The sequence below is a fragment of the Micromonospora carbonacea genome (assembly GCF_014205165.1).
Taxonomy (GTDB): domain Bacteria; phylum Actinomycetota; class Actinomycetes; order Mycobacteriales; family Micromonosporaceae; genus Micromonospora; species Micromonospora carbonacea.
Genome location: NZ_JACHMZ010000001.1, coordinates 7,241,794 through 7,262,565, shown reverse-complemented (window position 1 = coordinate 7,262,565; position 20,772 = coordinate 7,241,794). Strand labels below are relative to the sequence as shown.

Annotated in this window: 21 protein-coding genes; 9 read left to right on the top strand and 12 right to left on the bottom strand. The window is 70.7% G+C overall.

What is annotated here, in order from left to right:
* The first annotated feature begins 125 nt into the window (after window positions 1-125).
* Entirely contained in the window at window positions 126-284 is a 159-nt protein-coding gene (locus HDA31_RS30615) for a hypothetical protein (protein ID WP_178066883.1), read from the top strand.
* A gap of 94 nt (window positions 285-378) precedes the next feature.
* On the opposite strand, the gene xynC is transcribed toward HDA31_RS30615, so the two are convergent.
* From xynC to HDA31_RS30595, 4 genes are all read right to left on the bottom strand, one after another.
* Window positions 379-2,091, bottom strand: a complete 1,713-nt coding sequence (xynC, locus tag HDA31_RS30610; protein WP_178066884.1) for a glucuronoarabinoxylan endo-1,4-beta-xylanase XynC — start codon at window positions 2,089-2,091, stop codon at window positions 379-381.
* A 335-nt stretch (window positions 2,092-2,426) separates the two neighbouring features.
* The gene (locus HDA31_RS30605; protein WP_246384227.1) at window positions 2,427-3,500 is read right to left on the bottom strand and encodes a tetratricopeptide repeat protein; all 1,074 of its coding nucleotides are present in this window, start codon (window positions 3,498-3,500) and stop codon (window positions 2,427-2,429) included.
* 136 nt (window positions 3,501-3,636) lie between these two features.
* The gene (locus HDA31_RS30600) at window positions 3,637-5,892 is read right to left on the bottom strand and encodes a CHAT domain-containing protein (protein ID WP_178066886.1); all 2,256 of its coding nucleotides are present in this window, start codon (window positions 5,890-5,892) and stop codon (window positions 3,637-3,639) included.
* Window positions 5,893-5,922: 30 nt separating this feature from the next.
* Window positions 5,923-6,252 carry an effector-associated constant component EACC1 gene (locus HDA31_RS30595; RefSeq protein ID WP_178066887.1) on the bottom strand — a complete coding sequence of 110 codons (330 nt, stop codon included), beginning with the start codon at window positions 6,250-6,252 and terminating at the stop codon, window positions 5,923-5,925.
* A 263-nt stretch (window positions 6,253-6,515) separates the two neighbouring features.
* Here HDA31_RS30595 and HDA31_RS30590 point away from each other — a divergent pair, with 263 nt between their 5' ends.
* Window positions 6,516-7,514 (top strand): tetratricopeptide repeat protein, encoded by a 999-nt coding sequence (locus tag HDA31_RS30590; protein ID WP_178066888.1) that lies wholly within the window; start codon window positions 6,516-6,518, stop codon window positions 7,512-7,514.
* 389 nt (window positions 7,515-7,903) lie between these two features.
* Here the strand turns inward: HDA31_RS30590 and HDA31_RS30585 are convergent, their stop codons facing one another.
* The 4 genes from HDA31_RS30585 to HDA31_RS30570 all read right to left on the bottom strand — a co-directional run bounded on the left by HDA31_RS30585 (window position 7,904) and on the right by HDA31_RS30570 (window position 12,041).
* Window positions 7,904-8,422, bottom strand: coding sequence for a hypothetical protein (locus HDA31_RS30585; RefSeq protein ID WP_178066889.1), 519 nt, complete (start codon window positions 8,420-8,422; stop codon window positions 7,904-7,906).
* A 596-nt stretch (window positions 8,423-9,018) separates the two neighbouring features.
* Window positions 9,019-9,818 (bottom strand): IS5 family transposase gene (locus HDA31_RS30580; RefSeq protein WP_219825148.1). Its coding sequence is split into 2 segments (ribosomal slippage): window positions 9,019-9,482 and window positions 9,482-9,818, totalling 801 coding nucleotides; the frame shifts between segments, so codons are not numbered across the junction.
* Window positions 9,819-10,965: 1,147 nt separating this feature from the next.
* A complete protein-coding gene (locus HDA31_RS30575; RefSeq protein WP_178066891.1) occupies window positions 10,966-11,148 on the bottom strand; it encodes a DUF397 domain-containing protein in 183 nt (60 codons plus the stop codon).
* A 14-nt stretch (window positions 11,149-11,162) separates the two neighbouring features.
* The gene (locus HDA31_RS30570; RefSeq protein WP_246384229.1) at window positions 11,163-12,041 is read right to left on the bottom strand and encodes a helix-turn-helix domain-containing protein; all 879 of its coding nucleotides are present in this window, start codon (window positions 12,039-12,041) and stop codon (window positions 11,163-11,165) included.
* A gap of 363 nt (window positions 12,042-12,404) precedes the next feature.
* Here HDA31_RS30570 and HDA31_RS33275 point away from each other — a divergent pair, with 363 nt between their 5' ends.
* The 3 genes from HDA31_RS33275 to HDA31_RS30560 are packed head-to-tail and all read left to right on the top strand — an operon-like array spanning window position 12,405 to window position 14,069.
* On the top strand, window positions 12,405-12,575 hold the full coding sequence (locus HDA31_RS33275; RefSeq protein ID WP_176734093.1) for a hypothetical protein: 171 nt from the start codon (window positions 12,405-12,407) through the stop codon (window positions 12,573-12,575).
* Window positions 12,562-13,764: a helix-turn-helix domain-containing protein gene (locus HDA31_RS30565; protein WP_246384231.1), complete on the top strand. Its 1,203-nt coding sequence runs from the start codon at window positions 12,562-12,564 to the stop codon at window positions 13,762-13,764. Before HDA31_RS33275 ends, HDA31_RS30565 begins: the two co-directional genes overlap by 14 nt.
* A 2-nt stretch (window positions 13,765-13,766) precedes the next feature.
* Window positions 13,767-14,069 carry a hypothetical protein gene (locus tag HDA31_RS30560; protein ID WP_178066893.1) on the top strand — a complete coding sequence of 101 codons (303 nt, stop codon included), beginning with the start codon at window positions 13,767-13,769 and terminating at the stop codon, window positions 14,067-14,069.
* A 337-nt stretch (window positions 14,070-14,406) separates the two neighbouring features.
* Here the strand turns inward: HDA31_RS30560 and HDA31_RS30555 are convergent, their stop codons facing one another.
* Entirely contained in the window at window positions 14,407-15,066 is a 660-nt protein-coding gene (locus HDA31_RS30555; protein WP_178066894.1) for a TetR/AcrR family transcriptional regulator, read from the bottom strand.
* 149 nt (window positions 15,067-15,215) lie between these two features.
* Here HDA31_RS30555 and HDA31_RS30550 point away from each other — a divergent pair, with 149 nt between their 5' ends.
* Window positions 15,216-16,016, top strand: coding sequence for an SDR family NAD(P)-dependent oxidoreductase (locus HDA31_RS30550; RefSeq protein ID WP_178066895.1), 801 nt, complete (start codon window positions 15,216-15,218; stop codon window positions 16,014-16,016).
* A complete protein-coding gene (locus HDA31_RS30545; RefSeq protein WP_178066896.1) occupies window positions 15,991-16,530 on the top strand; it encodes a cupin domain-containing protein in 540 nt (179 codons plus the stop codon). The genes HDA31_RS30550 and HDA31_RS30545 overlap by 26 nt, the downstream gene beginning before the upstream one ends.
* 199 nt (window positions 16,531-16,729) lie before the next feature.
* On the opposite strand, the gene map is transcribed toward HDA31_RS30545, so the two are convergent.
* Window positions 16,730-17,512, bottom strand: coding sequence for a type I methionyl aminopeptidase (gene map / locus HDA31_RS30540; protein WP_178066897.1), 783 nt, complete (start codon window positions 17,510-17,512; stop codon window positions 16,730-16,732).
* 66 nt (window positions 17,513-17,578) lie between these two features.
* Between map and HDA31_RS30535 the strand changes: the two genes are divergently transcribed.
* The gene (locus HDA31_RS30535; protein WP_178066898.1) at window positions 17,579-17,896 is read left to right on the top strand and encodes a helix-turn-helix domain-containing protein; all 318 of its coding nucleotides are present in this window, start codon (window positions 17,579-17,581) and stop codon (window positions 17,894-17,896) included.
* A gap of 52 nt (window positions 17,897-17,948) precedes the next feature.
* On the opposite strand, the gene HDA31_RS30530 is transcribed toward HDA31_RS30535, so the two are convergent.
* Together HDA31_RS30530 and HDA31_RS30525 are read right to left on the bottom strand one after the other, a co-directional pair.
* Window positions 17,949-18,434, bottom strand: a complete 486-nt coding sequence (locus tag HDA31_RS30530) for a hypothetical protein (protein WP_178066899.1) — start codon at window positions 18,432-18,434, stop codon at window positions 17,949-17,951.
* A gap of 49 nt (window positions 18,435-18,483) precedes the next feature.
* Window positions 18,484-19,746 carry a glycosyltransferase family 4 protein gene (locus HDA31_RS30525; RefSeq protein ID WP_178066900.1) on the bottom strand — a complete coding sequence of 421 codons (1,263 nt, stop codon included), beginning with the start codon at window positions 19,744-19,746 and terminating at the stop codon, window positions 18,484-18,486.
* A 24-nt stretch (window positions 19,747-19,770) separates the two neighbouring features.
* Here HDA31_RS30525 and HDA31_RS30520 point away from each other — a divergent pair, with 24 nt between their 5' ends.
* Window positions 19,771-20,631 carry an Fpg/Nei family DNA glycosylase gene (locus tag HDA31_RS30520; protein WP_178066901.1) on the top strand — a complete coding sequence of 287 codons (861 nt, stop codon included), beginning with the start codon at window positions 19,771-19,773 and terminating at the stop codon, window positions 20,629-20,631.
* The last annotated feature ends 141 nt before the right edge of the window (window positions 20,632-20,772 follow it).

Genomic DNA, 20,772 nt, shown 5'->3' with positions numbered 1-20,772 from the left:
GCCCCTCTCCTGCACGCCGGGCTGGGAGATTGGCGGCGGGCCCTCGACCACCTGCGCCGCACCTTCCCATCCTGCGGGAGGTCGGTGACAGAGCTGGCGAAGCCACCACCCGGTACAACATCGCGATGGTCCACCAGGCGGGCGGTGACCTCGACCAGGCGATCCAGGAGCTCGAACACGTGGTGGATCTGAACCGGCAGATGGGCCACCCCGATCTCGAAGCACGCACCGCCGTCCTCGAACAACTCCGCCGCCGACGCGCGGGAGACCAGGGACCCACCTGAGAGGCAACGGCAGCAGTACGTACGCCGGGTGCGGCTCCTCCGTCGCCGGAGGGGCCGCACCCGGTTCTTCGTCGGTCGGTGGATCCTGCGGCGGTCAGACCACCGTGCAGGCGACGCCGTTGAGGGTGAAGGCGGTCGGCTTGGCGGTGCTGCCGCTGGTGTTCGCCTGGAAGCCGATGCTGATGGTGGCCCCGGGGGCGATCGTGGCGTTGTAGTCGACGTTGCGGGCGCTCACCTGGCCGCTGGAGGGCGAGTAGGTGGCGTTCCAGCCCGACGTGATCGACTGGCCCGAGGGCAGGGTGAACGCCAACGTCCAGCCGTTGATCGCCGAGGTGTCCGTGTTGGTGATGTCGATGCTGGCCGTGAAGCCGGAGCCCCACGAGTTCATCGTGTAGGCGACCCGGGGGCCCGAGCCGCTCGGCGGGGGCGTGACGGTGGGCGTGGGGGTCGGGCTGGGCGGCGGGGTGGTGGGCGGCGGCGTGGTCGGCGGCGGGGTGCCGTTCAGGCTGGTCACGAAGGTCATGATGCTGCGCGCGGGCAGGTTGACGGTGAGCGAGCCGTTGGACATGGTGAGCGCGTTCTGCGGCGCGACCGTCCGGCTCGCGTCGGTCAGCCAGTTCTGGACGCTGCCCGACGCGGTGGCACCCGACAGGGTGAACTGCTGGCTCACCGACGAGGTGTTCTTGTTGACGGCGACGATGACGACGGTGTTGCCGCCCCGGTACGCCGAGACGTAGACGTTCGACGCCGGGTTCGCCGTCGCGTCGATCCGGGTGTAGCCGGGCCGGACGAACCGGGCGAAGTGCGTCATCATGGCACCCCGCTTGCTGATCTGGCCGTCCTCGCGCATGGGGCCGTAGCTGCGCCGCAGATACCACCAGACGTACGCCTGGAACTCGGCGTCGACCATGGCGCGGTGGATGTGCTCGCCCACGTCGAGCGCCTCGGGCCAGGCGTCACCCGAGTTGGTGTTGCTGTTGGGGTAGTAGACCTCCGTCATCCACAGCTCTTTGCCCGCACCCTTCTGCTTGAACAGGGGGTACGGGAAGTTCGAGTACGACGTCCCGTAGAGGTGGGCCCCGATGATGTCCACGTTGGCCAGCGCGGCGGCGTCGTTGAGGATCGGGTCCGACATGGACTTGACGTACTGGAACGACTCGGGCGCCATGACCCGGGTGCTGATCGAGCCGGCGTTCTCCTTCAGGAACTTGACCATTTCGGTGGTGGTCCACCAGGTCCAGTCGTGCGCGTAGTCGGGCTCGTTCTGCACGGAGATGCTGTAGAGGGGCACCCCGTTGTTGCGCATGTAGGTGGTGAAGTCGTTGAGGTGCTGCGCGTAGGCGGCGTACGAGCTGTAGCGGAGCCGCTTCGCGTTGGTCTGGCTGCCCCGGGTGAAGGTCTCGATCATGCTGGCCGGCGGGTTCCACGGCGACGCGAAGACGGTCACCCCCAGCTCGACGGCGCGCTTCGCCGTGGCGAGGTCGCGGCCGAAGTCGGCCGAGCTCTCGCCGACGGGGATGCGCAGGATGGAGAAGCCCAGCCGGCCCTCGCCGGTGCCGAACGCCGTCTCCCGCTGGGCGGCCGTCAGGTCGCCGATCCAGGCCGCGTGGGCCATCGCGCCGTACCCCTTGATGGTCTGCCGCTGCGCCGACACGTTGATGGTCGCGGGCGCGGCCGAGGCTCCCGTGGCCCCCAGCAGTGTCCCGGCCGCTGCGGCGACCGGCACGGCCCCCACCGTCGTCAGGACGGCTCTCCGGCTCAGCACTCGCCGCTCGCCGCTGACCGGCCCGTTCTGGTCTTGCGTCATGTTGCGTCCTCCTGGCTGGTGGTGGTGACACGCGCGTGCCCCGGTCCTGCCCGGACCGGTCGGCACCGCCCTCCAGCGTCGCCATGGGGACTGCCCTTGACCCCGGCGTCAATGACCCGTCGGCTCTCATCGACTGACGCCACTGTTAGCGATAACAAGGCGAAAGTTTAGGTTCCGTCCATAACACGGGTCAAGCACCCAGCGGCCAGGTGAACAGGCGAACGGGCACCGGCTCAGGCGGCGCCCAGCGCGATCCCCTCGGGGGTGCGGGGCCGAACGCGACGCCCCCGGTCGGGGTCAGGAAACACTTCGACCGGGTCGTCGGCACCCTGCCATCACGGTCCCGCAGGTGACGACTCGGATCCGTGCTTGTTTGCGCGCTGTCGGCGGAGTTGTTCGAGGAGGACGGTGTCGGCTTCGAGGTCGGGATGGTCAACCTGCCGGTCGAGGTCGACGACGTGTTCGAGTTCCTGGATCGCCTGGTCGAGGTCACCTTCTGCTTGGTAGACCATCGCGATGTTGAACCGCGTGACGGCCTCGCCGGCGCGGTCGCCGACTTCCCGCCGGATGGGCAGGGCTTGGTGGAAATGGTCCAGGGCCCGCTGCCGGTCGCCCAACCTGTTGTACACGCTGCCGATGTTGCTGAGGGTGGCGGCTTCGCCGGCCCGATCGCCGACCTCCCGCCAGATGGGCAGGGCTCGGTGGTAGTGGTCCAGGGCCCGCTGCCGGTCGCCCAACCTGTTGTACACGCTGCCGATGTTGCTGAGGGTGGCGGCTTCGCCGGCCCGATCGCCGACCTCCCGCCAGATGGGCAGGGCTCGGTGGTAGTGGTCCAGGGCCCGCTGCCGGTCGCCCAGGTTGTCGTACACGTGGCCGATATTGGTGAGGGTCGTGGCTTCGCCGGCCCGATCGCCGACCTCCCGTTGAATGGGGAGGGCTTGGTGGTAGTGGTCGAGGGCCTTCTGCCGGTCGCCCAACCCGTTGTACACGCTGCCGATGTTGGTAAGGGTGGCGGCTTCGCCGGCCCGATCGCCGACCTCCCGTTGAATGGGGAGGGCTTGGTGGTAGTGGTCCAGGGCCCGCTGCCGGTCGCCCAGGTTGTCGTACACGCCGCCGATGTTGGTAAGGGTGGTGGCTTCGCCGGCCCGATCGCCGACCTCCCGTTGAATGGGGAGGGCTTGGTGGTAGTGGTCCAGGGCCCGCTGCCGGTCGCCCAGGTTGTCGTACACGCCGCCGATGTTGTTGAGGGTGGCGGCTTCGCCGGCCCGGTCGCCGGCCTGCCGGTAGAAGGTCAGGGCCTGCTGGTAGTCCTCCAGCGCCAGCCACGGCCGACCAGTCGCAGAACGCGCCCAACCCCGCTGGTATAGGGCATCGAAGTCCGGGCCCAGGGTCAGGGTCGCGGTGGCCATGGCCTCCACGGCGGCGAACCGCGAGGTGCGCAGCCACACCCGGCACACCCGGCGACCGACGTCCCGGGCGATCGCCGCCTGCCTGCCAGCGACAGCGAGCCGATGCACCTCCACGTAACGGGCGAGGGCCCTCAGGTCATTGGCCATCGGAGGCGGGGTCGACGACCCAGAGTTGGTAGAGGGACCTTGCTGCGGCGGCGCACGCCTCAACGTATTCGTCGTCGGTGAGCAGGGGCCGGACGAGGGGATGCAGGACGTTGGAGACGTAATAGCGGGGCTGGCGGGTTTCCGGGTCGGTGCCCTCTTCGAGCAGGCCGAGTTCGACGGCCCGCTGGATGTGCTGGTCGGCGTCAGGGTGCTGGTGCAGGGCGTGGACGGTGGCGGCGGGCACGGGCAGCTCGACGACGTTGACCTTGGCGAGCATGCGGCGGAGTTCGAGGGGCTGCGAGTCGAGCAGGTTGTCGGCCAGGACGGTCTCCCGGCGGAATCGCTCGGCTTCGTTCTCGATGGCGGTGAGCAGGCCGTCGATGTCGAGGGTGGCATCGCCGACGATCCGGTTGAGCCAGTCGAGCAGGCGAGGGTTGCCCGCTGCGGCCTCGATCGCCCGGTCGCGGATGGCAGGGTCGATCGTGGACTCGGGGCGCAGGTTGGCCAGGTTGGCGATCTTCTTGTCCTGCTCGACGGGGGTGAGGGTTTCCAGGGCCTCGACGGCGACGGTGGTGCCGGCCGGGGCGGGGAATCGGTAGCGGCTGGTGATGACGACGCGGCTCGGGCTTCCGGTGTCGCGGATCGCGGAGAGCAGGGCGGGCAGGATCTCGGCCATCGCCGGGGCGAGCACCCGGCTGCCGTCGGCGCGGGTGTCGAGGTTGCCGGCCTCGAAGTCGTCGAACACGAACAGACAGGGCGTCCGGCCGAGCGGCCCGTCGACGTCGAGCAGGTGCCGCAGCCGGATGGGAAGCGGGAGCTGCTCGTTGTCGAGGAGCTTGTTGGCCTCGATGGTCTGGTCGACGCTGTCGAAGCGAATCTTGCTGGTCAGCTCACGAAACTTGATGGCGTCGACCCGGCCGAACCAGACGGCGCGCTGGTGGGTGGGCATGCGCTCCAGCAGCCGGGAGGCGAGGCTGCTCTTGCCGAGCCCACCCATGCCGGCCAGCAGCAGGCCCTGCGCCGCGCCCGGGGTGTCGGCGGGTTGCCGCAGGACGCGCAGGCACCGCTGGATGACCCGACGTCGGCCGACGAACTCGGCGCGGGACGCCACCCGGGACAGTTGGGTCTGCGGATCCAGGAACTGCTGGTCGGCGGGGCGGACCTGCAAGCGTTTGCGGCCTCTGGTGTGCAGCGGCGTGACCATGGGTGCCAGCGGGGACCGGTCAGCGTAGAGCCGCAGCAGGTGCCAGTAGCTGCTCTTCTTGTCGTGGAACAGGTGGCGGCGGGCCTCGACGACGGCCTGGTCCAGCGGCTGACCGTCGGCCAGAGCCCGGTAGAGGGCGGCAGCGAAGTCAGTGGCGGAGACGTCTCCGACCGGCAGCGCCCAGCCCAGCACCGCAGGGGCACCGGCCTGCACCAGGCTCTCACTCATCGACGGGAACATCCCACCGTCGGGGGCGTCGGCGGTCAGGCAGCCGGAGACGAACACCAGCCTCGGCCAGTGCCCCTGCATCGCCTGGGCGAGCTGGTCAGCCGTCGCCCTGGCGACCCCGCCGAACTCGTCCTCCACCACGAACACCGGCTCCCCACCGGCGGTGGTGGCATGCCCGCTCAGGTGCAGCACGTCGAAGTAACCGGGCCCGTAGTCACGGGTCAGGAACCGCAGCCCCTCCAGGGTGCCGCTCTCCTCCACCACCAGATCGGTGCCGGTGCGCCGCGTCGCCGCCAGGATCGCGGCTTCCTCGGCCTCGAAGTTGAGCACCGGCTCGACGCCCTCCGGCGACGCTGCCATGAACAGCACCCGCAACGGCCGGTTGCCCGGCGCGACCGCACCGGTCAGCGCCGCGTGGGTGCCGACCGCGCGCACCGGCAACAGCGGCGCCCGCCCGGCCACGGTCAGGAACGCGCCCTCCCGGGCGAGCAGCTCCCAGGGCAGGTGCCGCAGCCGCTGCTCGGCGGTGATCCGCAGCACCGACCCGGCAGGATTGGCCAGCATCGGGGCCAGCCACCGCTGGTCGCCGTCGAGGAACTCCGCCAGCCGCGCCCCCAGCTCGGCCAGCCGGGTCGCGCCGTACACCTTCCGCGCGGCAGCGTCGGTGCTGTAGTCACGCCGCACCAGCGCGATCAGGTCATCGACCGCGGCCCGGTCCAGACCACGGGTGCGGGGCGGCTCGCCGTCGGCGGACAGGCGCAGCTCGTAGTAGTTGGAGGTCTGCGCGAAGACCTCCAGCTCGAAGGTGCTCATCCGCCCATCCCCCGTCGTGGTGGCCGGCGGTCAGCGCGGCCCGGTGTCGTCCTGCCGCATGGCGATCTCCAGCCGCGCCTGGCTGCCCTCGGTCAGCTCGATCCGGGTGCCGTCAGGCAGCAGCACCGTGACCGCAGCACCGTCTCGACGGCGCGCACCCCACCACTCGGTGATCGTCTTGGCCACCTCGACCCCGGAGAACACCAGGCCGATCACCGCGATCACCATCTCCGCCGACCGCTGCACCTGCACCGGCGACACGCTGCCCGCCGGCCCCACGGCCTCGGCCAGCGCGGCCCGCAGCTCCGCCGCCCACCGCGCGGCCTGCGCCCCGGAAACCTCCACAGTGGCGTTACCCATTACCCGCGCCTCCCCCAACGTGCGTGGTCAAGCCGGCCCACAACCGCCCCCGTCCGGCCCAGGCCAGGTGATCGACGGCGGGCCATGGCGGTCACTGTACGTTTCATTCGCATCCCGGGCCCGGTCGGAGGACCCGGCTCAGGTGACGAGTTTCCGACTCACCGACCGCGCCCCGGCCGTCGTAGCAAGAAACTTGACGACCGGGTGCACCCGCCCCACGCCGGTGCTGCCGAGGCTCGCAGAACGAAGGGGTGGCTCGGGGCATGGAAGACCCAGAACCCTCACGATCACGTCCCCTCGCCCTCGCTGGGACGACGACCGTTGCCCGACACGTGGAGGTACATCGACTCGCCGTCGCCGGCCGGCAGCCGGTGATCGCCCGAAACACCGGTGCCCGGGTGAGCCTGGTGTGGCTGCGCACTTCGCGGTTCGCCGCCGTGGAGGCCATGGCCACGGCCACCCTGACCCTGGGCCCGGACGCCAGCGCCTTCTACCAGCGGGGTTGGGCGCGGTCGTCGACCGGCCGGCCCTGGCTGGCGCTGGAGGACTGCCAGCAGGCCCTGACCAGGTACCAGCAGGTCGGCGACCGGACCGGCGAAGCCGCCACCCTTAACAACATCGGCCGCGTATACGACGGTTTGGGGAACCGGCAGCGGGCCCTCGACCACTACCACCAAGCCCTCCCCATCCGGCGGGAGGTCGGCGACCGGACCGGCGAAGCCACCACTATCAACAACATCGGCCTCGTGTACGCAAGGTTGGGTGACCGGCAGCGGGCCCTCGACTACTACCACCAAGCCCTTTCCATCCGGCGGGAGGTCGGCGACCGGACCGGCGAAGCCGTAACCCTCAACAACATCGGCCGCGTGTACGACAGGTTGAGAGACTGGCAGCGGGCCCTCGACCACTACCACCAAGCCCTCCCCATCCGGCGGGAGGTCGGCGACCGGACCGGCGAAGCCACCACTATCAACAACATCGGCGGCGTGTACGCAAGGCTAGGAGACTGGCAACAGGCCCTCAACCACTACCACCAAGCCCTCCCCACCCTGCAGGGGGTCGGCGACCGAGCCGGCGAAGCCACCATGCGGCTCAACATCGCGGTGGCCCACCGGGCGCAGGGGGACCTCGACCAGGCGATCCAGGAACTCGAACACGTCGTCGACCTTCACCGCCAGATCGACCACCCCGACCTCATAGCCGACACCACCGTCCTCGAACAACTCCGCCGACAACGCGCGGAGACCCGGGAACCCACCTGAGCTGAGAGCGGGGCCGGCTCCGGCCCGCCACTTCGCCCGCCTCAGCCCACAGACTTTGCAGTTTCAGAACCGACAAATGGTGTGAAACACCCACCGCCGGGGTCACAATTGCAAGATCTGTGCGTCGTGGAGGGCAGAGGGCTGCGGCCCAGGAAGCAACGCGCCCCGGCTCCGAAGTGGGGAGCCGTGGCGAGTTGCTGCGTTGCCGGTGCGGAAGGCCGCGCTAGTTGCTCTTGAGGGTCGATGTACGTGCGCCAGCCCTGGGCGTCGAAGGCCAGCTTCGGGCCGAACTCAGCGGGTCGCCCGACCGACCGGCATCATCCGTGCGACCCACCGGAAGGCTCACTCAGGAACATGACGACCATGGCGCCTTGGCCCTCACCGAACTCCTAGCCGGCGATCACCTTGCTACCCGGCAAGGCGGCGATCGGCCGAAAATCGCTTGGGCACTCACCGGGGCCGAGGTAGTACGCGCCGACCATCCGCGCCCAGTGAGCGTCGAGACACAGCCCACGAAGATGCCGTCGTAGCGCATCGTCGCCGACCTGGTCCAGGGCCGATTCCCAACGAGGGTCAACCACACCCACCTCGGACGTGACGTACCCATGCCGCACGAGGCTCTCGCCGATGTCGGACAGGCCGTCCGGAGCGCTCATCGTCCACGTCGCCGCCCGCATCGCGTCCACTAGCGAGCCGTCCGTCCGTGGCCGCAGAAGCAGGTGGGGAAACAGCCGGTAGCCGTCGGGGCTGAGCTCGTCGAGGCTCAGCGAGCCGGCCTGCAGCACCCTGCCGATGTCCCTGCCCCACACCATGGCCCGGTCGTCGTCCGTCGTGACGGTCAGCAGCGGCTGGAGCGCGGCGGGCCGCACCTCCGTGGCGACGAACGCCGACCTGGCCAGGTCGGGCACCCAGCGGTCCGGATAGAGCCCATCGCCGCCCTGGTCGCCTGACCTCCCGTTGATCGACTCCGTTGGGGCGAAGTTGGGTATCGACCGCGCCGGGATACCGCTGCTTCGACCCACAGGCTTTGGACCACTCAGATCTCCGCTCCCGTGCCGACGTCACTCGGCCATAACGTCGGGGGTGGGCCGAAGGTGCGACGGGTAGCCCGCCCCCGGCCCTGGCCAGTGTGGCGAGGGTCGGCTTCAGCCCTTCACTGCCGGAGCCCAGATGACGCCGGTGACGGTCACCTCGGGGTACCTTTCGTTCAGGTCCGGTGGATAGTCGATGCGCATCAGCCCGCGCCTGGTCCCCCATTTGACGCAGGTGTACGTTCCCGCGCTGACCTGATTCCAGTTGAGAGCCGATGCCCATGCGGTCTTGGCCTGGCAGGCGCTGAACGACCGGGCCTCGCCCGCTTGCAGCAGCGCAAGTTGGTTGCCGTCGCGGCCGACTATCCCAGTGCGCGTGAACTGGATATCGCTGCCGGTTCGGTTCCAATCCTCAAGGTCAAGCTGCTCGTCGTCACTGATTGACAGCGTTGCCGAGCCGCTACTGAGAACTCCTAACTCTGGGTGCGTTGGAGTTGGCGCCAGCAGATGAGGGCGCAGGCGAGGCTGAGGAAGGCTTCGTGGATGTCGTCGCGGATTTCCCAGCGGATGCGCAGGCGGCGGAACCAGTGCAGCCAGGCGATGGTGCGTTCCACGACCCAGCGTTGGGTGCCGAGGCCGGAGCCGTGGGGTGTGCCGCGTCGGGCGATGACCGGGGTGACGCCGCGGGCCCGGACTTGTTGGCGGTGGCTGTCGTAGTCGTAGCCCCGATCGGCGTACAGCCGGTCGGGGCGACGCCGTGGTGGCCCTGGCCGGCCGCCGATCGCGGGGATGGCGTCGAGCAGGGCGGTGGTCTGGGTGGAGTCGTGTCTGTTCCCGCTGGTCAGTGTGATGGCGAGGGGGATGCCGCCGGCGTCGGTGATGACGTGGTGTTTCGAGCCAGGCTTGCGGCGGTCGACCGGGCTCGGACCGGTTTTGGGCCGCCTTTGAGCGCCCGGATGTGGGAGCCGTCGATCACCGCCCTCGACAGGTCCAACTGCCCCGCGCCGCGCAGCCGGGCCAGCAGCAGCTCGTGCAACCGCTGCCACACCCCAGCCTGGTTCCAGTCGCGCAACCGGCGCCAGCAGGTCATCCCGCAGCCGAACCCGAGTTCCTGGGGCAGGTACTCCCAGGGGATCGCGGTGTAGAGCACGAACAAGATTCCGCACAACACCTTCCGGTCATCCAACGGCTTACGCCCCGGGTACCGGCTGCGGCGTGGTGGGCGGGGTGGCAACAGCGGCGCGATCTCGGCCCACAACTCGTCCGAGACGATCCACGGCGGCTGCTCACCCCTCCTCACGTTCAGACGAAACGACCCTCACATCCAGTCGGTTACGCCCAACATCATTAAGTTAGGACCTCTGAATGGCTCTACGTCGGAAAGGGCGAAAGGATCACCTGCCGGTTCGACGCCGCCAGCGGTGGGAGCCGATGACGGCCCTGGTCCTGTTGCCGCGCCGGACGGTTGCGTCTCAGGCGTGGGCGGCTCCAGCGACTGATCGACGGAAATCGACGGAGTCGCTGACGGCGACGATGACGGCGACGGGCTGGCGCTTGTCGGTCCCGCCGCCCCGGGGGCGGTGGGCAGGCTGCTGCGGGCCAAGGCCCATGTCGTCATGATGGCCATCAGCAGAATCAGCAACAGGACGCTAATGATCGTCGCAGGTCGGGACCAGAACGCCACGAAGGGGCTGCTGGGATACGCCGGGATCGGCCGGGCGACGAGTTCGATGGGAGGCCGCTGGGTCGTCAGGCTCGCCGGGAGCCCTGCGCCGGCTGGCGGCACGGGGTAACCGAGTTGGTACGGCCTCATCTGGCCCGACGAGGATGGCGGCGAATCGGCTTTGCCGGTACGGCCTTCGGTGCGCGGCTGATCACTATCCGAATTGGACACGAGTCCATGATGGCGACGTTGTCAAACTATCCGGGAGCCCGCGCGGCACGTGCGCCGGGCACAGGGCCTTTGGGCTCACGTCATCCAGGTTGGTGTAGCCCGACCTCCACGATTCACTGGTGTGGATGGATTCAGTGGGGGCGCAGTGGCGGTATCGACCGCGCCCGGAACAGCTACTGCGGCCCAACAAGCGAAGGAGAAGCCGCGGCCTCTCAGCTCCCCGGCGGCGGCCCGTCGGCGCCTCGATCCTTCCACGGCTGGCTTTCGGTGATCCAGGCTTCCGCGTCGTTCACGAGCAGGCCGATACGCCTGCCAACCGGTCGATGGACTCGGGGAAGTCGGGGCGGCTGGTGAGCTGGATGATGTGGGCGCGGGACACGCCCCGGCGCTGCTGAAGCTCGGCACTTCCGTAGAGGTTCCGCCGCCAGCCCGTCATCAAGCGTCGGCCGCGTGGGAAAGCGACGTGCCCCGACTCCGGAGATGGGAGACGGGGCACGTTGCTGCTTCGTTGGTGCGAGCAGCGGCGCTAGTTGCTCTTGAGGGAGTCGATGAACGTGCGCCAGCCGTGGGCGTCGAAGGCCAGCGTCGGGCCGGACTTGTCCTTGCTGTCGCGGACGGCCACCCCGTCGCGGAGGTCCGCCACCTCGACGCACTGGCTGTTGGCGTCGCTTCGGCTGCTCTTACGCCACACGGCGACTGACCGGTCCATTGCCCCGCCTCTCCCTACGTCATGTCCTTGGCGATGGCGGCGATCAGGTCCCGGGACTTGTTGACGCTGAGCGCCGCCGCGTGCAGGTGAGTGTAGGTAAGCGTAACGCGCCGCAAGTCATCCTCGCGTTCGAGATAGGCGTCTCCCGCCTGGCTCACCACGTACACGACCGGGCTGTGGATGCCGTCGGGGAACTCCAGGATGGAGAACGAGCCCACGGTGCCCGGGTGCCACCCCTCGCTGAACGGAAGCACCTGAAGTTCGATGTTGGGCCGATCGCTCATCTCGATGAGGTGGTGGAGTTGGGCGCGCATGACGTCTGGGCCGCCGGTCTGACGCCGCAGCACGCTCTCGTCCACGATGCCCCAGAACTTCAGCAGCGGCTCCTCGGTCAGGCAAGCCTGCCTGGTCATGCGCACCTCGACCCGGCGGCGCACTTCCTCGCTCTGCCCAGGCCAAGCGGCACTGGTGATCGCGTGGGCGTATGCCTCCGTTTGGAGCAACCCGGGCACGACGGCCAGCTCGAAGTTCCGGACTGTGGTCGCTGCGGACTCCAGCCCGATGTACATGCTGTAGGGGTTCGGAAGCTGGCCGAACTTCGCCCACCAGCCGCGTTCCTTGCCCTGGCGCTGGAGATCGAGGGCCGTTTGCCGTATCCGGTCGTCGCTGACGCCGTAGCGGGTGAGCATGACGATCACGTCGGCTCGACTGACGCCAACCGCCCCTGATTCGATCTTGTAGATCTTCGACTCCGAGCAGCCCAGTTCGGTCGCGACCTCCTTGTGTGAGACGCCGGCTGCCTCGCGAAGCCGGTGCAACTCCCGGCCGAGCTGCCATCGCGCGATCGTCGGGCCACTTGCCCTTGCCACGTCTACCTCCAGAGTCGCGAACACCGCCAGTGTTCTCCCCTCCACGTCAGAGATCAAGGAGCACAGAGCGAGGCCCTGCCTTCCACAGAAACTTTCCATGGAAGCCTAGACTTCTCGACTACAACTGGTCACTCTCTGCTTGGAGTCCGCTACGCGTTCAGGAGGACTCATGGCTCGGCATGCGAAGAACCCGACGCGCCCCGGTCTGCTGCGCCGGCTCTGGCCCTTCGAGCGCCGTCGCGCGAACCCGCCCGACTGCCTCTGCCCACCGAGGACAGCTCCGGATCGGCCGGCGGCATACCGGGCCGTCGGCGTGGCGCGGGTGCCCTACCTGCCGGAACGGCCAGTGCCGGCCCTCGCCGGGAGCCACCGCGCGGGGCGCTGGTCGTGACGGCGCGACGCAAGCCCGAGCGCGAGGACAGGGGCGAGCAGATCCAGGCCGCCGAGCGGGAGGCCGCCCGGCAGCGGATCCTTGCCCAGGCCGAGGCGGAGCGGATACCCGCCGAGGAGAGCACCCGGGCGAAGCCGGACCGGCGGTGGCAGCGTGAACAGCCCTGAGCTGCTGCCGGTGGGCCGGCGGGTGGCGTACTGGCGGGGACGGCGGAGGCTGTCGCAGCAGGTGTTCGCCGATCGGCTCGGCAGGTCGAAGTCCTGGGTCGACAAGGTCGAGCGGGGTGTGCGGTCGCTGGACAAGGTGTCGACGTTGCGGGACATCGCCGCCGTGCTGCGGATCGACACCGCCGTGCTGCTCGGCCGGGACGCCCGGCCCGCCGCCACGACCGAGCGGGTCGAGGGGGTGGAGCGGATCCGGGAGGCCCTGTCGACGTACGAGATCGCTTTGGGGCGGCCGTCGGCCCGCAAGGGTGCCGTGCCGGCGGACCGGTTGGCCCGGGATGTCGAGCACGCGTGGGTGACGTTTCAGCATGCGCGGTATCCGCAGGTGATCGCCGCCGTGCCGGGCCTGCTGGCCGGGGTGCAGCGGGCTGCCGCCGACGATCCGGGCTGGGGTCGGCCGCTGCTGGTGGAGGGGTACCGGCTCACGGCGTCGGTGCTGGTGAAGCTCGGCGAGGTGGAGCTGGGCTGGCTGGCGGCGGACCGGGCGATGGCCGCCGCGACCGGCGATCCCGTGCTGGTGGCCGCCGCTGCGGTGCAGCTCGGTCAGGTGTTCCGCGCGGCGGGGCGGGCGCGGGCGGCGCAGTCGGCGGTGCTGGCTGCGGCGTACCGGATCGCGCCGGACCATCCGGCGGAGGGTGCCCCCGGGGCGTTGTCGTTGTGCGGGACGCTGCTGGTGCAGGGGGCCCTGTCGGCGGCCCGCCGGGGCGACGACCGCGCCGCCGACGAGCTGCTCGACGAGGCCGCCGGCATGGCCGCCCGGGTGGGCGACGGTCAGGATCATCATCGGACGGCGTTCGGGCCGACGGCCGTCGACCTGGCCCGCGCCGCCGCAGCCCTCGACCTGGGCGACGCGGGCGGGGCGGTCGCCTGGCACGAGAGGACGACCCGGCGGGACGGCTGGCGGTGGCTGCCGCTGGAGCACCGGGCGGCGCACCTGGTCGACGCGGCCCGCGCCTACGCCTGGGCCGACGACCCGGCCCGCGCGGGTCGGGTGCTGCTCGACGCGGACCGGCTGGCACCCGCAGAGGTACGCCAACGGCCGGCCGCCCGGGAGGTGCTCGCCCAGGTGGCCCGCGACCCGCACGCCCCGGCCACCATCGTGCAGCTCGCCGTCGCCGTCGGGGTGACCTGAGCATGACCGGGCCGTTCCTGTCGCTGGCCCAGATCCGCAACCGGCTGGTCCTGACCGCGAGGGCGGTGCTGCGCGACCATCGCGCCGGGCCGGACGGCCGCTGCCGGGTGTGCCGGGTCCTGGAGTGTCAGGTGGCGACCGCCGCCCGCAACGTCATCGACGCCGCCGCTGCCTGCCGCGCGGCAGAAGACCAGGCGACGGAGGAGGAGATCCGGGCCTTCTACAGCGGCGAACAGACACCGCGCCCCGCAGGCATCGCCCCCGCCACCGAAATCGAACTCAGGCCAGCGGACGACCGGTGGTAGGCACCGACACAGATCTTGGAATCAAATGGCCCCTCCAGGGGCCGATTTCTTCCAAGATCTACGCACTGATCGGCGGGTCACTGCGCCGACCAGCGGGCCATGCGGTTCCGGCTACATGCGGAACACGGCCGCCCTGGGCGAACGAGGTGCCTTGGCACCAGGAGTGAAGTCGGCCCATCCCAGCTCGGGGTCGCGCCGGATCAGGAAGCAAGGTCGTGCTCGATCAGGGAAGGAGTGGTGTCGTGGCCGCTCGGAGGCCACTCATTCCGCGATCGAGCACGACCTTGCACCTCTCGCCCTTCTCGTCCTCGCGGTCGACCAGCCGTACCCACACTGGTCAGCGGTCCTGGTCGGCTGGCGGCTTCCTGAGGAGCAGGCGGACGGCCTTGTCGACCCGGATGCCGGGGTCCATGAGGGGCAGTGCGCGGACAGCCCCGACCAGGAGTTGGATGCTCGCCTCGACGAGCACCGGGACGGTGAACGGTTGTCCCGCGCGGAGCCATTCCACGGTGAGCCGGTCCACTCCGTCGCCGAAGGCCCGCAGCGCCATGGCCACGGCGGGATGGTCGGGGTCGAGCCCGAGGATCAGGCAGAGATCGTGGAGGCCCTCGCGGCGGGCGGCTTCGAATTCGGCGGTGCCTTCGGGGGTGCCGGAGTCGGACAGGACGAGGTTGAGCGCCAGGTCCGGATGGTCCGCCAGGTAGGTGAAGTGGCCTTCCCAGTAGAGGCGGATGCGAGCGCCCGGGGGGAGGTCCGGGCGGGTGGCCGGCAGGCTTCCGAGGCCGCGGCGGGCCGCGCGTAGCGCCGCCAGGTATGCGCCGCACTTGTTGTCGAAGTGGTGGGCGAGCAGCCCCTGGGACACACCGGCGGCGCGGGCGATGTCGCCGACCGTCACCTCGACGTAGGGCCGCCGGGAGAACTCCGCCATTGCCGCAGCCAGCAGCCGTTGGCGGGTCTGCTCGGCGGCGGCCTGGCGTTTCGTGGTCGGTCCGGTCACGTGCCTGTGCTCCTTACGCGTCGATCCCACAGCCAGTGTTGCACGCCGTTCATTGAACGAGGTTCAGTGACATCGATCTCATTGACCGCCGTTCAACGAAATTCGTACGGTGAGCCGAGAGCGGAATCCCAGCGCAAGGGAGGCACGGCATGTCAGGGGAGTTGGCCGGGCGAACGGCGATCGTCACCGGCGGGGCACAGGGAATCGGTGCGGGGGTGGCACGGGTGCTGCATGCCGCAGGCGCGACAGTGGTGATCGCCGACGTCCACGTCGCCGAGGGAGGCGAGCTCGCGACGGCCCTCGGCGAGCGGGCGCGGTTCGTGGAACTGGACGTGCGGGACGCCGGGGCCTGGTCGCGGGTCGTGGCCCAGGCGCAGCGCGCGTACGGGCGGGTGGACGTGCTCGTCAACAACGCGGGCGTCGCCGCCATCGCGCCGTTCGCGGAGCACAGCGAGGAGGCGTTCCGGCGGGTGCTGGACGTGAACGTGATGGGGCTGTTCCACGGCATCGCCGCCGTCGCGCCCGCGATGCGGCAGGCCGGCGGAGGTTCGATCATCAACGTCGGCTCGATCGGTGCGTTCCGCGCCTACCCGCTGATGACCGGTTACATCACGAGCAAGTGGGCGGTCCGCGGGCTCACCAGGGCCGCCGCCCTGGAGCTCGGCGCGGACGGCATCCGGGTCAACGCCGTCCACCCCGGGCAGACCGAGACGCCGTTGACCGACGGCGCTGACTTCGACACCGCCCACGTCGCCCTCAAGCGCGTCGGGCAGCCGGCCGACATCGCCGGTGCCGTGCTCTTCCTCGCCGGCGACGGTTCCCGATTCGTCACCGGGGCGGACCTGGTCGTCGACGGTGGCGACCTCGCCGGCGCGGCGAACTGGGCCTCGGTGCCCGACCAGAACGGAAGGGAGGGTGATCGGCATGGATCCGCTCAGCTCGCGGCCTGACCGGAGCGACCCGATCTGGACCGCCGCCAACGGCTTCGTGGTGCGCGATACCGAAGGCGACGTCAAGCTGATCAACGGCGGGCAGGAGATCATGCGCGTCAAGGTCACAGGGAGCCGGACCAATGGCCGGTTGAGCCTGATGGAAGGCCGGATCGCACCCGGGTTCGGCAACCTTCCGCACGCTCACGGAGCCGAGGACGAGGCCTTCTACGTGGTGTCCGGCGAGTTCCGGTTCATCAACGGCGACCGCGCCTTCACCGCCGGTCCGGGCGACTTCGTCTACATCCCGCGTGGCACCCGTCACGGGTTCAGGAACCTCGGCACGGAGGAGGCCAGGCTGCTGGTCTTCTACACCCCGGCGGGGGCCGAGGAGTTCTTTCTCCAGCACGGCGAGGATCCTGACCCGTCCGGCAAGCTGCCGCCCGTGTGGACGGCGGAGAAGTTCGCCGCGCTGGGAGAGTCGCTCGACGCCCACCAGATGATCCTGCTGTCCGACGGCGACGACTGGGCCTGAGCCGCTACCCGATCCGAACCCGAGTCGCGCGAAGCCCGCCGAGCAGGCTGAACGGGCCGATGCCCGGACCATCCGGTCCGGGCATCGGCTGGACCGGAGCAGGGCAGGTCGACTGTTCGGGAGGGTTTGCCGGACCGGGCTCCACCTCCGGAGCCCGGCAGGCGGGTCCGCTCGACTCAGCGGGGCTAGGGCTGCGGCGTCACGACCGGGGCTGCCTCGGCAGGGTGAGGATCTCCGCCCCGTCGTCGGTGATGGCGATCGTGTGCTCGCTGTGCGCCGTGCGGCAGCCGGTCTTGCTGCGCAGCGTCCACCCGTCTTCGTCGGTGACCAGCTCGGCGGTGTCCGCCATGATCCACGGCTCCAGGGCCAGCAGCAGCCCGGGGCGCAGCTTGTAGCCCCGGCCGGGCCGCCCGGTGTTGGACACGTGCGGGTCCTGGTGCATCGTCGACCCGACGCCGTGCCCGCCGAACTGCGTGTTGACCTGGTAGCCGGCAGACTGCAACGTCGTGCCGATGGCGTGGGAGATGTCGCCGATGCGCGCGCCGGGCCCGGCGGCGGCGATGCCGGCGGCAAGCGCGCGTTCGGTCGCGGCGATCAGCGCCACGCTCTCCGCGGGCTTCGAGTCGCCGACGATGAAGCTGACGGCCGAGTCCGCGACGACGCCGCCCACGGAGACGGCGAGGTCGAGGGAGAGCAGGTCGCCGTCGACGAGCACGTAGTCGTGGGGCAGCCCGTGCAGCACGGCGTCGTTGACGGAGGTGCAGATGTAGTGGCCGAAGGGCCCGCGCCCGAAGGACGGCGCGTAGTCGACGTAGCAGGACGACGCCCCGGCCTCGACGATCATGGCCTGGGCCCACCGGTCGATGTCGAGGAGGTTGGTGCCCACCTCGCAGCGGCCCCTGAGCGTCTGGAGGATGTCGGCGACCAGGGCGCCGGCCTCCCGCGCCCGGGGCAGTTGGGTGGGGCTCAGGATCTCGATCATGCGGCGCCTTCCTCGTGCCACCAATAACTATCCCGGCCATACTATCCCGGTACTAGAATCGGCCGCATGGTCAGGTTGCCGCTCACCCCCGAGGAGGTCGAGCGCGGGCAGCGCCTCGGCGCGCTGTTGCGCCACGCCCGGGGGGACCGCCCGATGCTCCAGACCGCGCTCGACGCCCGCGTCTCGCCGGAGACCCTCCGCAAGATCGAGTCGGGGCGCGTGGCGACCCCCGCCTTCCCGACCATCGCGGCGATCGCCGACGTCCTCGGCCTCTCCCTCGACGCCGTGTGGGCCGAGATCAACAAGGCCGAGGTCGACAGGCCCGTGCGCGCCGTCGAGCCGACCGGCCCCCGCCGCCACACACCCGAGCGGCTCGCCTCGTAGCAGCCGAAAGGCTCGGGAGGACTCAGCGCGCCGGTGACAGGATCTACCCGATCTACGCGCCCTCTGCCTCGCTGAGGTCCTCCACCCGCACCGGCCGGTCCCGGTCGAACGTGACGATGATTCCGTACGGGTCGCAGATCGGCATGCCGCCCTCCGCGAACCGCAGATCCCACTCGTCGCCGGTGCGGAACGTCAGTTCCGGCTCCGCCAGCGGCAGATCGTGCAGCTCCAACGCCCCGTACGCCGCCGCGTCGTCCATGCCCAGCCCGAAGAACCCCGGGTCCGCCAGCAGCTCGGCCCGCAGGTAGGCGAGCGCAGCGTGCACGTACCCGTCGAGGTTCTGCACGACGCCGCGGATCAGGCCGAGATCGATGCCCTCCGGGAAGTCCGGCTCGCCGCCCTCACGCACCACGTAGACGCGCACGTCCCGTTCGCTGGCCCAACAGACCGCCGGCGCGTCCGTCCCCCAACACCGGATGCCCTGCGGCGCGTCGATCACCTCGAAGGGCGGCAGCCCCTCCACCGTCACCACGGTCATCCGCCCCTCAGTTCCGTCCGAGACACCGCCACCCTGCGGGTGCGGTGGCTCAACGGGGCGAACGGGCGAGTGAGGCGTACACGTCGATGAGGCGCTTGGTGACCACGTCGGGGTGGAACGTGCGCTCGTAGCGCAGCCGCGCCGGGGCGGCCAGCGCCGCCGCGCCCGCGCGGGCGACCGGCAGCGCGGCGGCCATGGCGGCCGGCTCCGGGGCCACCACCCAGCCCGTCTCGCCCTCCTGCACCCCGTGCGGCAGCGCGACGCGGCCCACCCCGGGGGCGGCCGTGGCGACGGCGGCCGGGCCGGTGCCGGCGGGCTCGCGGGGGGCGTCCGCGCCGACGAGGTACGGGATGCCGCCGAGGGCGGTGCCGAGCACCGGCCGCCCGCTGGCCAGCGCCTCGATGATCACCGTGGGCAGCACGTCGTGCCAGGTGGACGCGGCGATGATCACCGCGCTGGCCTCGATGGCGGCGCGCACCCCGGCGCGGTCCAGCGGCCCGAGATAGGTGACGTCGGCGCGCTCGGCAGCGGCGGCCTCGGCCAGGTGGCGCAGCTCGCCGTCCCCGGCGATGCGCAGCGGGCCGAGGGCGCCGTCCGGGTGCCGCCGCCAGGCGTCCAGCAGCAGCCCCAGCCCCTTCTCCGGGGAGAGCCGCGCCATGTAGAGGAAGCCGTCGCCCAGCGGCGCGGGGGTGCCCGGGTCGGGGATGCCGTTCGGCTTCACCACGATCCGCTCCGCGGGCACCCCGTAGTCGCGCAGGTGGTCGCCGACGGCGCTGGTGAGGGCGACGAACCGGTCCACCGAGTGCCAGGTGCCCCGGTGCACGGCCAGGGTGGTGGCCATCAGCGCGCTCTGCGCCCGCGACCCCCGGTAGCAGCGGTGCACGATCGCCGGCACGCCCAGCGCCCGGCCCCGGCAGTCCTGGCAGATCACCCCGTCGCGGAAGTAGAGCCCGGAGGAGCAGACCTGCCGGTAGTTGTGCACCGTCTGCACCACCGGCACATTGTGCTTGTGCGCGGTCCGCACCACCCACGGCGAGAGCAGGGGGTACGGGTTGTGCAGGTGCAGCACGTCCGGCCGGTGCTCGGTGATCAGCCGGCTCAGCTCCTGCTGGGCGCGGGGGGCGTAGATCGGGGAGATCGGCAGCAGCGCCTTCGCCGTCTTCGGCAGGCTCGGGATCTCGTCGGAGCTGCGCAGGAACGGCAGCACCTCCACCCCGGCCGCGCGGAGCTGGGCGATCTCCGCGTCGACGATGGTGTTCTCGCCGGACGGCTGGGCTTCCCGGTACCGGTTGTGCGCCACCACGATTCTCACGGGAAGGAAGGCTACCGTTGCACCATGCCCGAACTTCCCGAGGTGGAAGCGCTCGCCGGCTACCTGCGGGAGCGCGCCGTGTCCCGGCGCGTCGACCGGGTCGAGGTCGCCGCGATCAGCGCCCTGAAGACGTACGACCCGGCGCCCGCCGCCGTGTCGGGGCGCGCCGTGACCGACGCGCGGCGGCACGGCAAGTTCCTCGACGTCGTCTTCGAGGGCGACCTGCACCTGGTGGTGCACCTCGCGCGGGCCGGCTGGCTGCACTACCGGGAGGCGTTCCCGTCCGGCGTGCCGCTGCGCCCCGGCAAGGGGCCGATCGCCCTGCGGGTGCGGCTCGACGACGGCTCCGGCTTCGACCTGACCGAGGCGGGCACCCAGAAGAAGCTGGCCGCCTACCTGGTGGCCGACCCGGCGACGGTGCCGGGGGTGGCGAAGCTCGGCCCGGACGCGCTCGCCGCCGACCTGCCCACGTTCGCCGCGCGCATCCGCAGCCGGCGGGGCCAGGTCAAGGGGGTGCTGACGGACCAGTCGGTGCTGGCCGGGGTCGGCAACGCGTACTCCGACGAGATCCTGCACGCGGCGAAGCTGTCGCCGTTCGCGCTGACCGACCGGCTCACCGACGATCAGGTCGCCGCCCTGCACGGGGCGACCGGGCGGGTGCTGGGCGACGCGGTGTCCCGGTCGCTGGGACACCGGGCGGCCGAGCTGAAGGGCGAGAAGCGCTCGGGACTGGCCGTGCACGCCCGCACCGGCCTGCCCTGCCCCGTCTGCGGCGACACGGTGCGGGAGGTCAGCTTCGCCGACTCGAGCCTGCAATACTGCCCGACCTGCCAGACCGGCGGGAAGCCGCTCGCTGACCGACGGTTGTCACGCATCGTACGGTGAGTGACGACACTGGGGGGTTACGGAGGGGAATCGCCTCCGGAGCGCCGATGCCTCCGGTCCGCGCCTCTACCCGGCCCGTCATCCATCGGTATAGTGGCCCGGTCCCCGGCTTTTCGCACCTGAGGTGGAGCCGGCCGGATC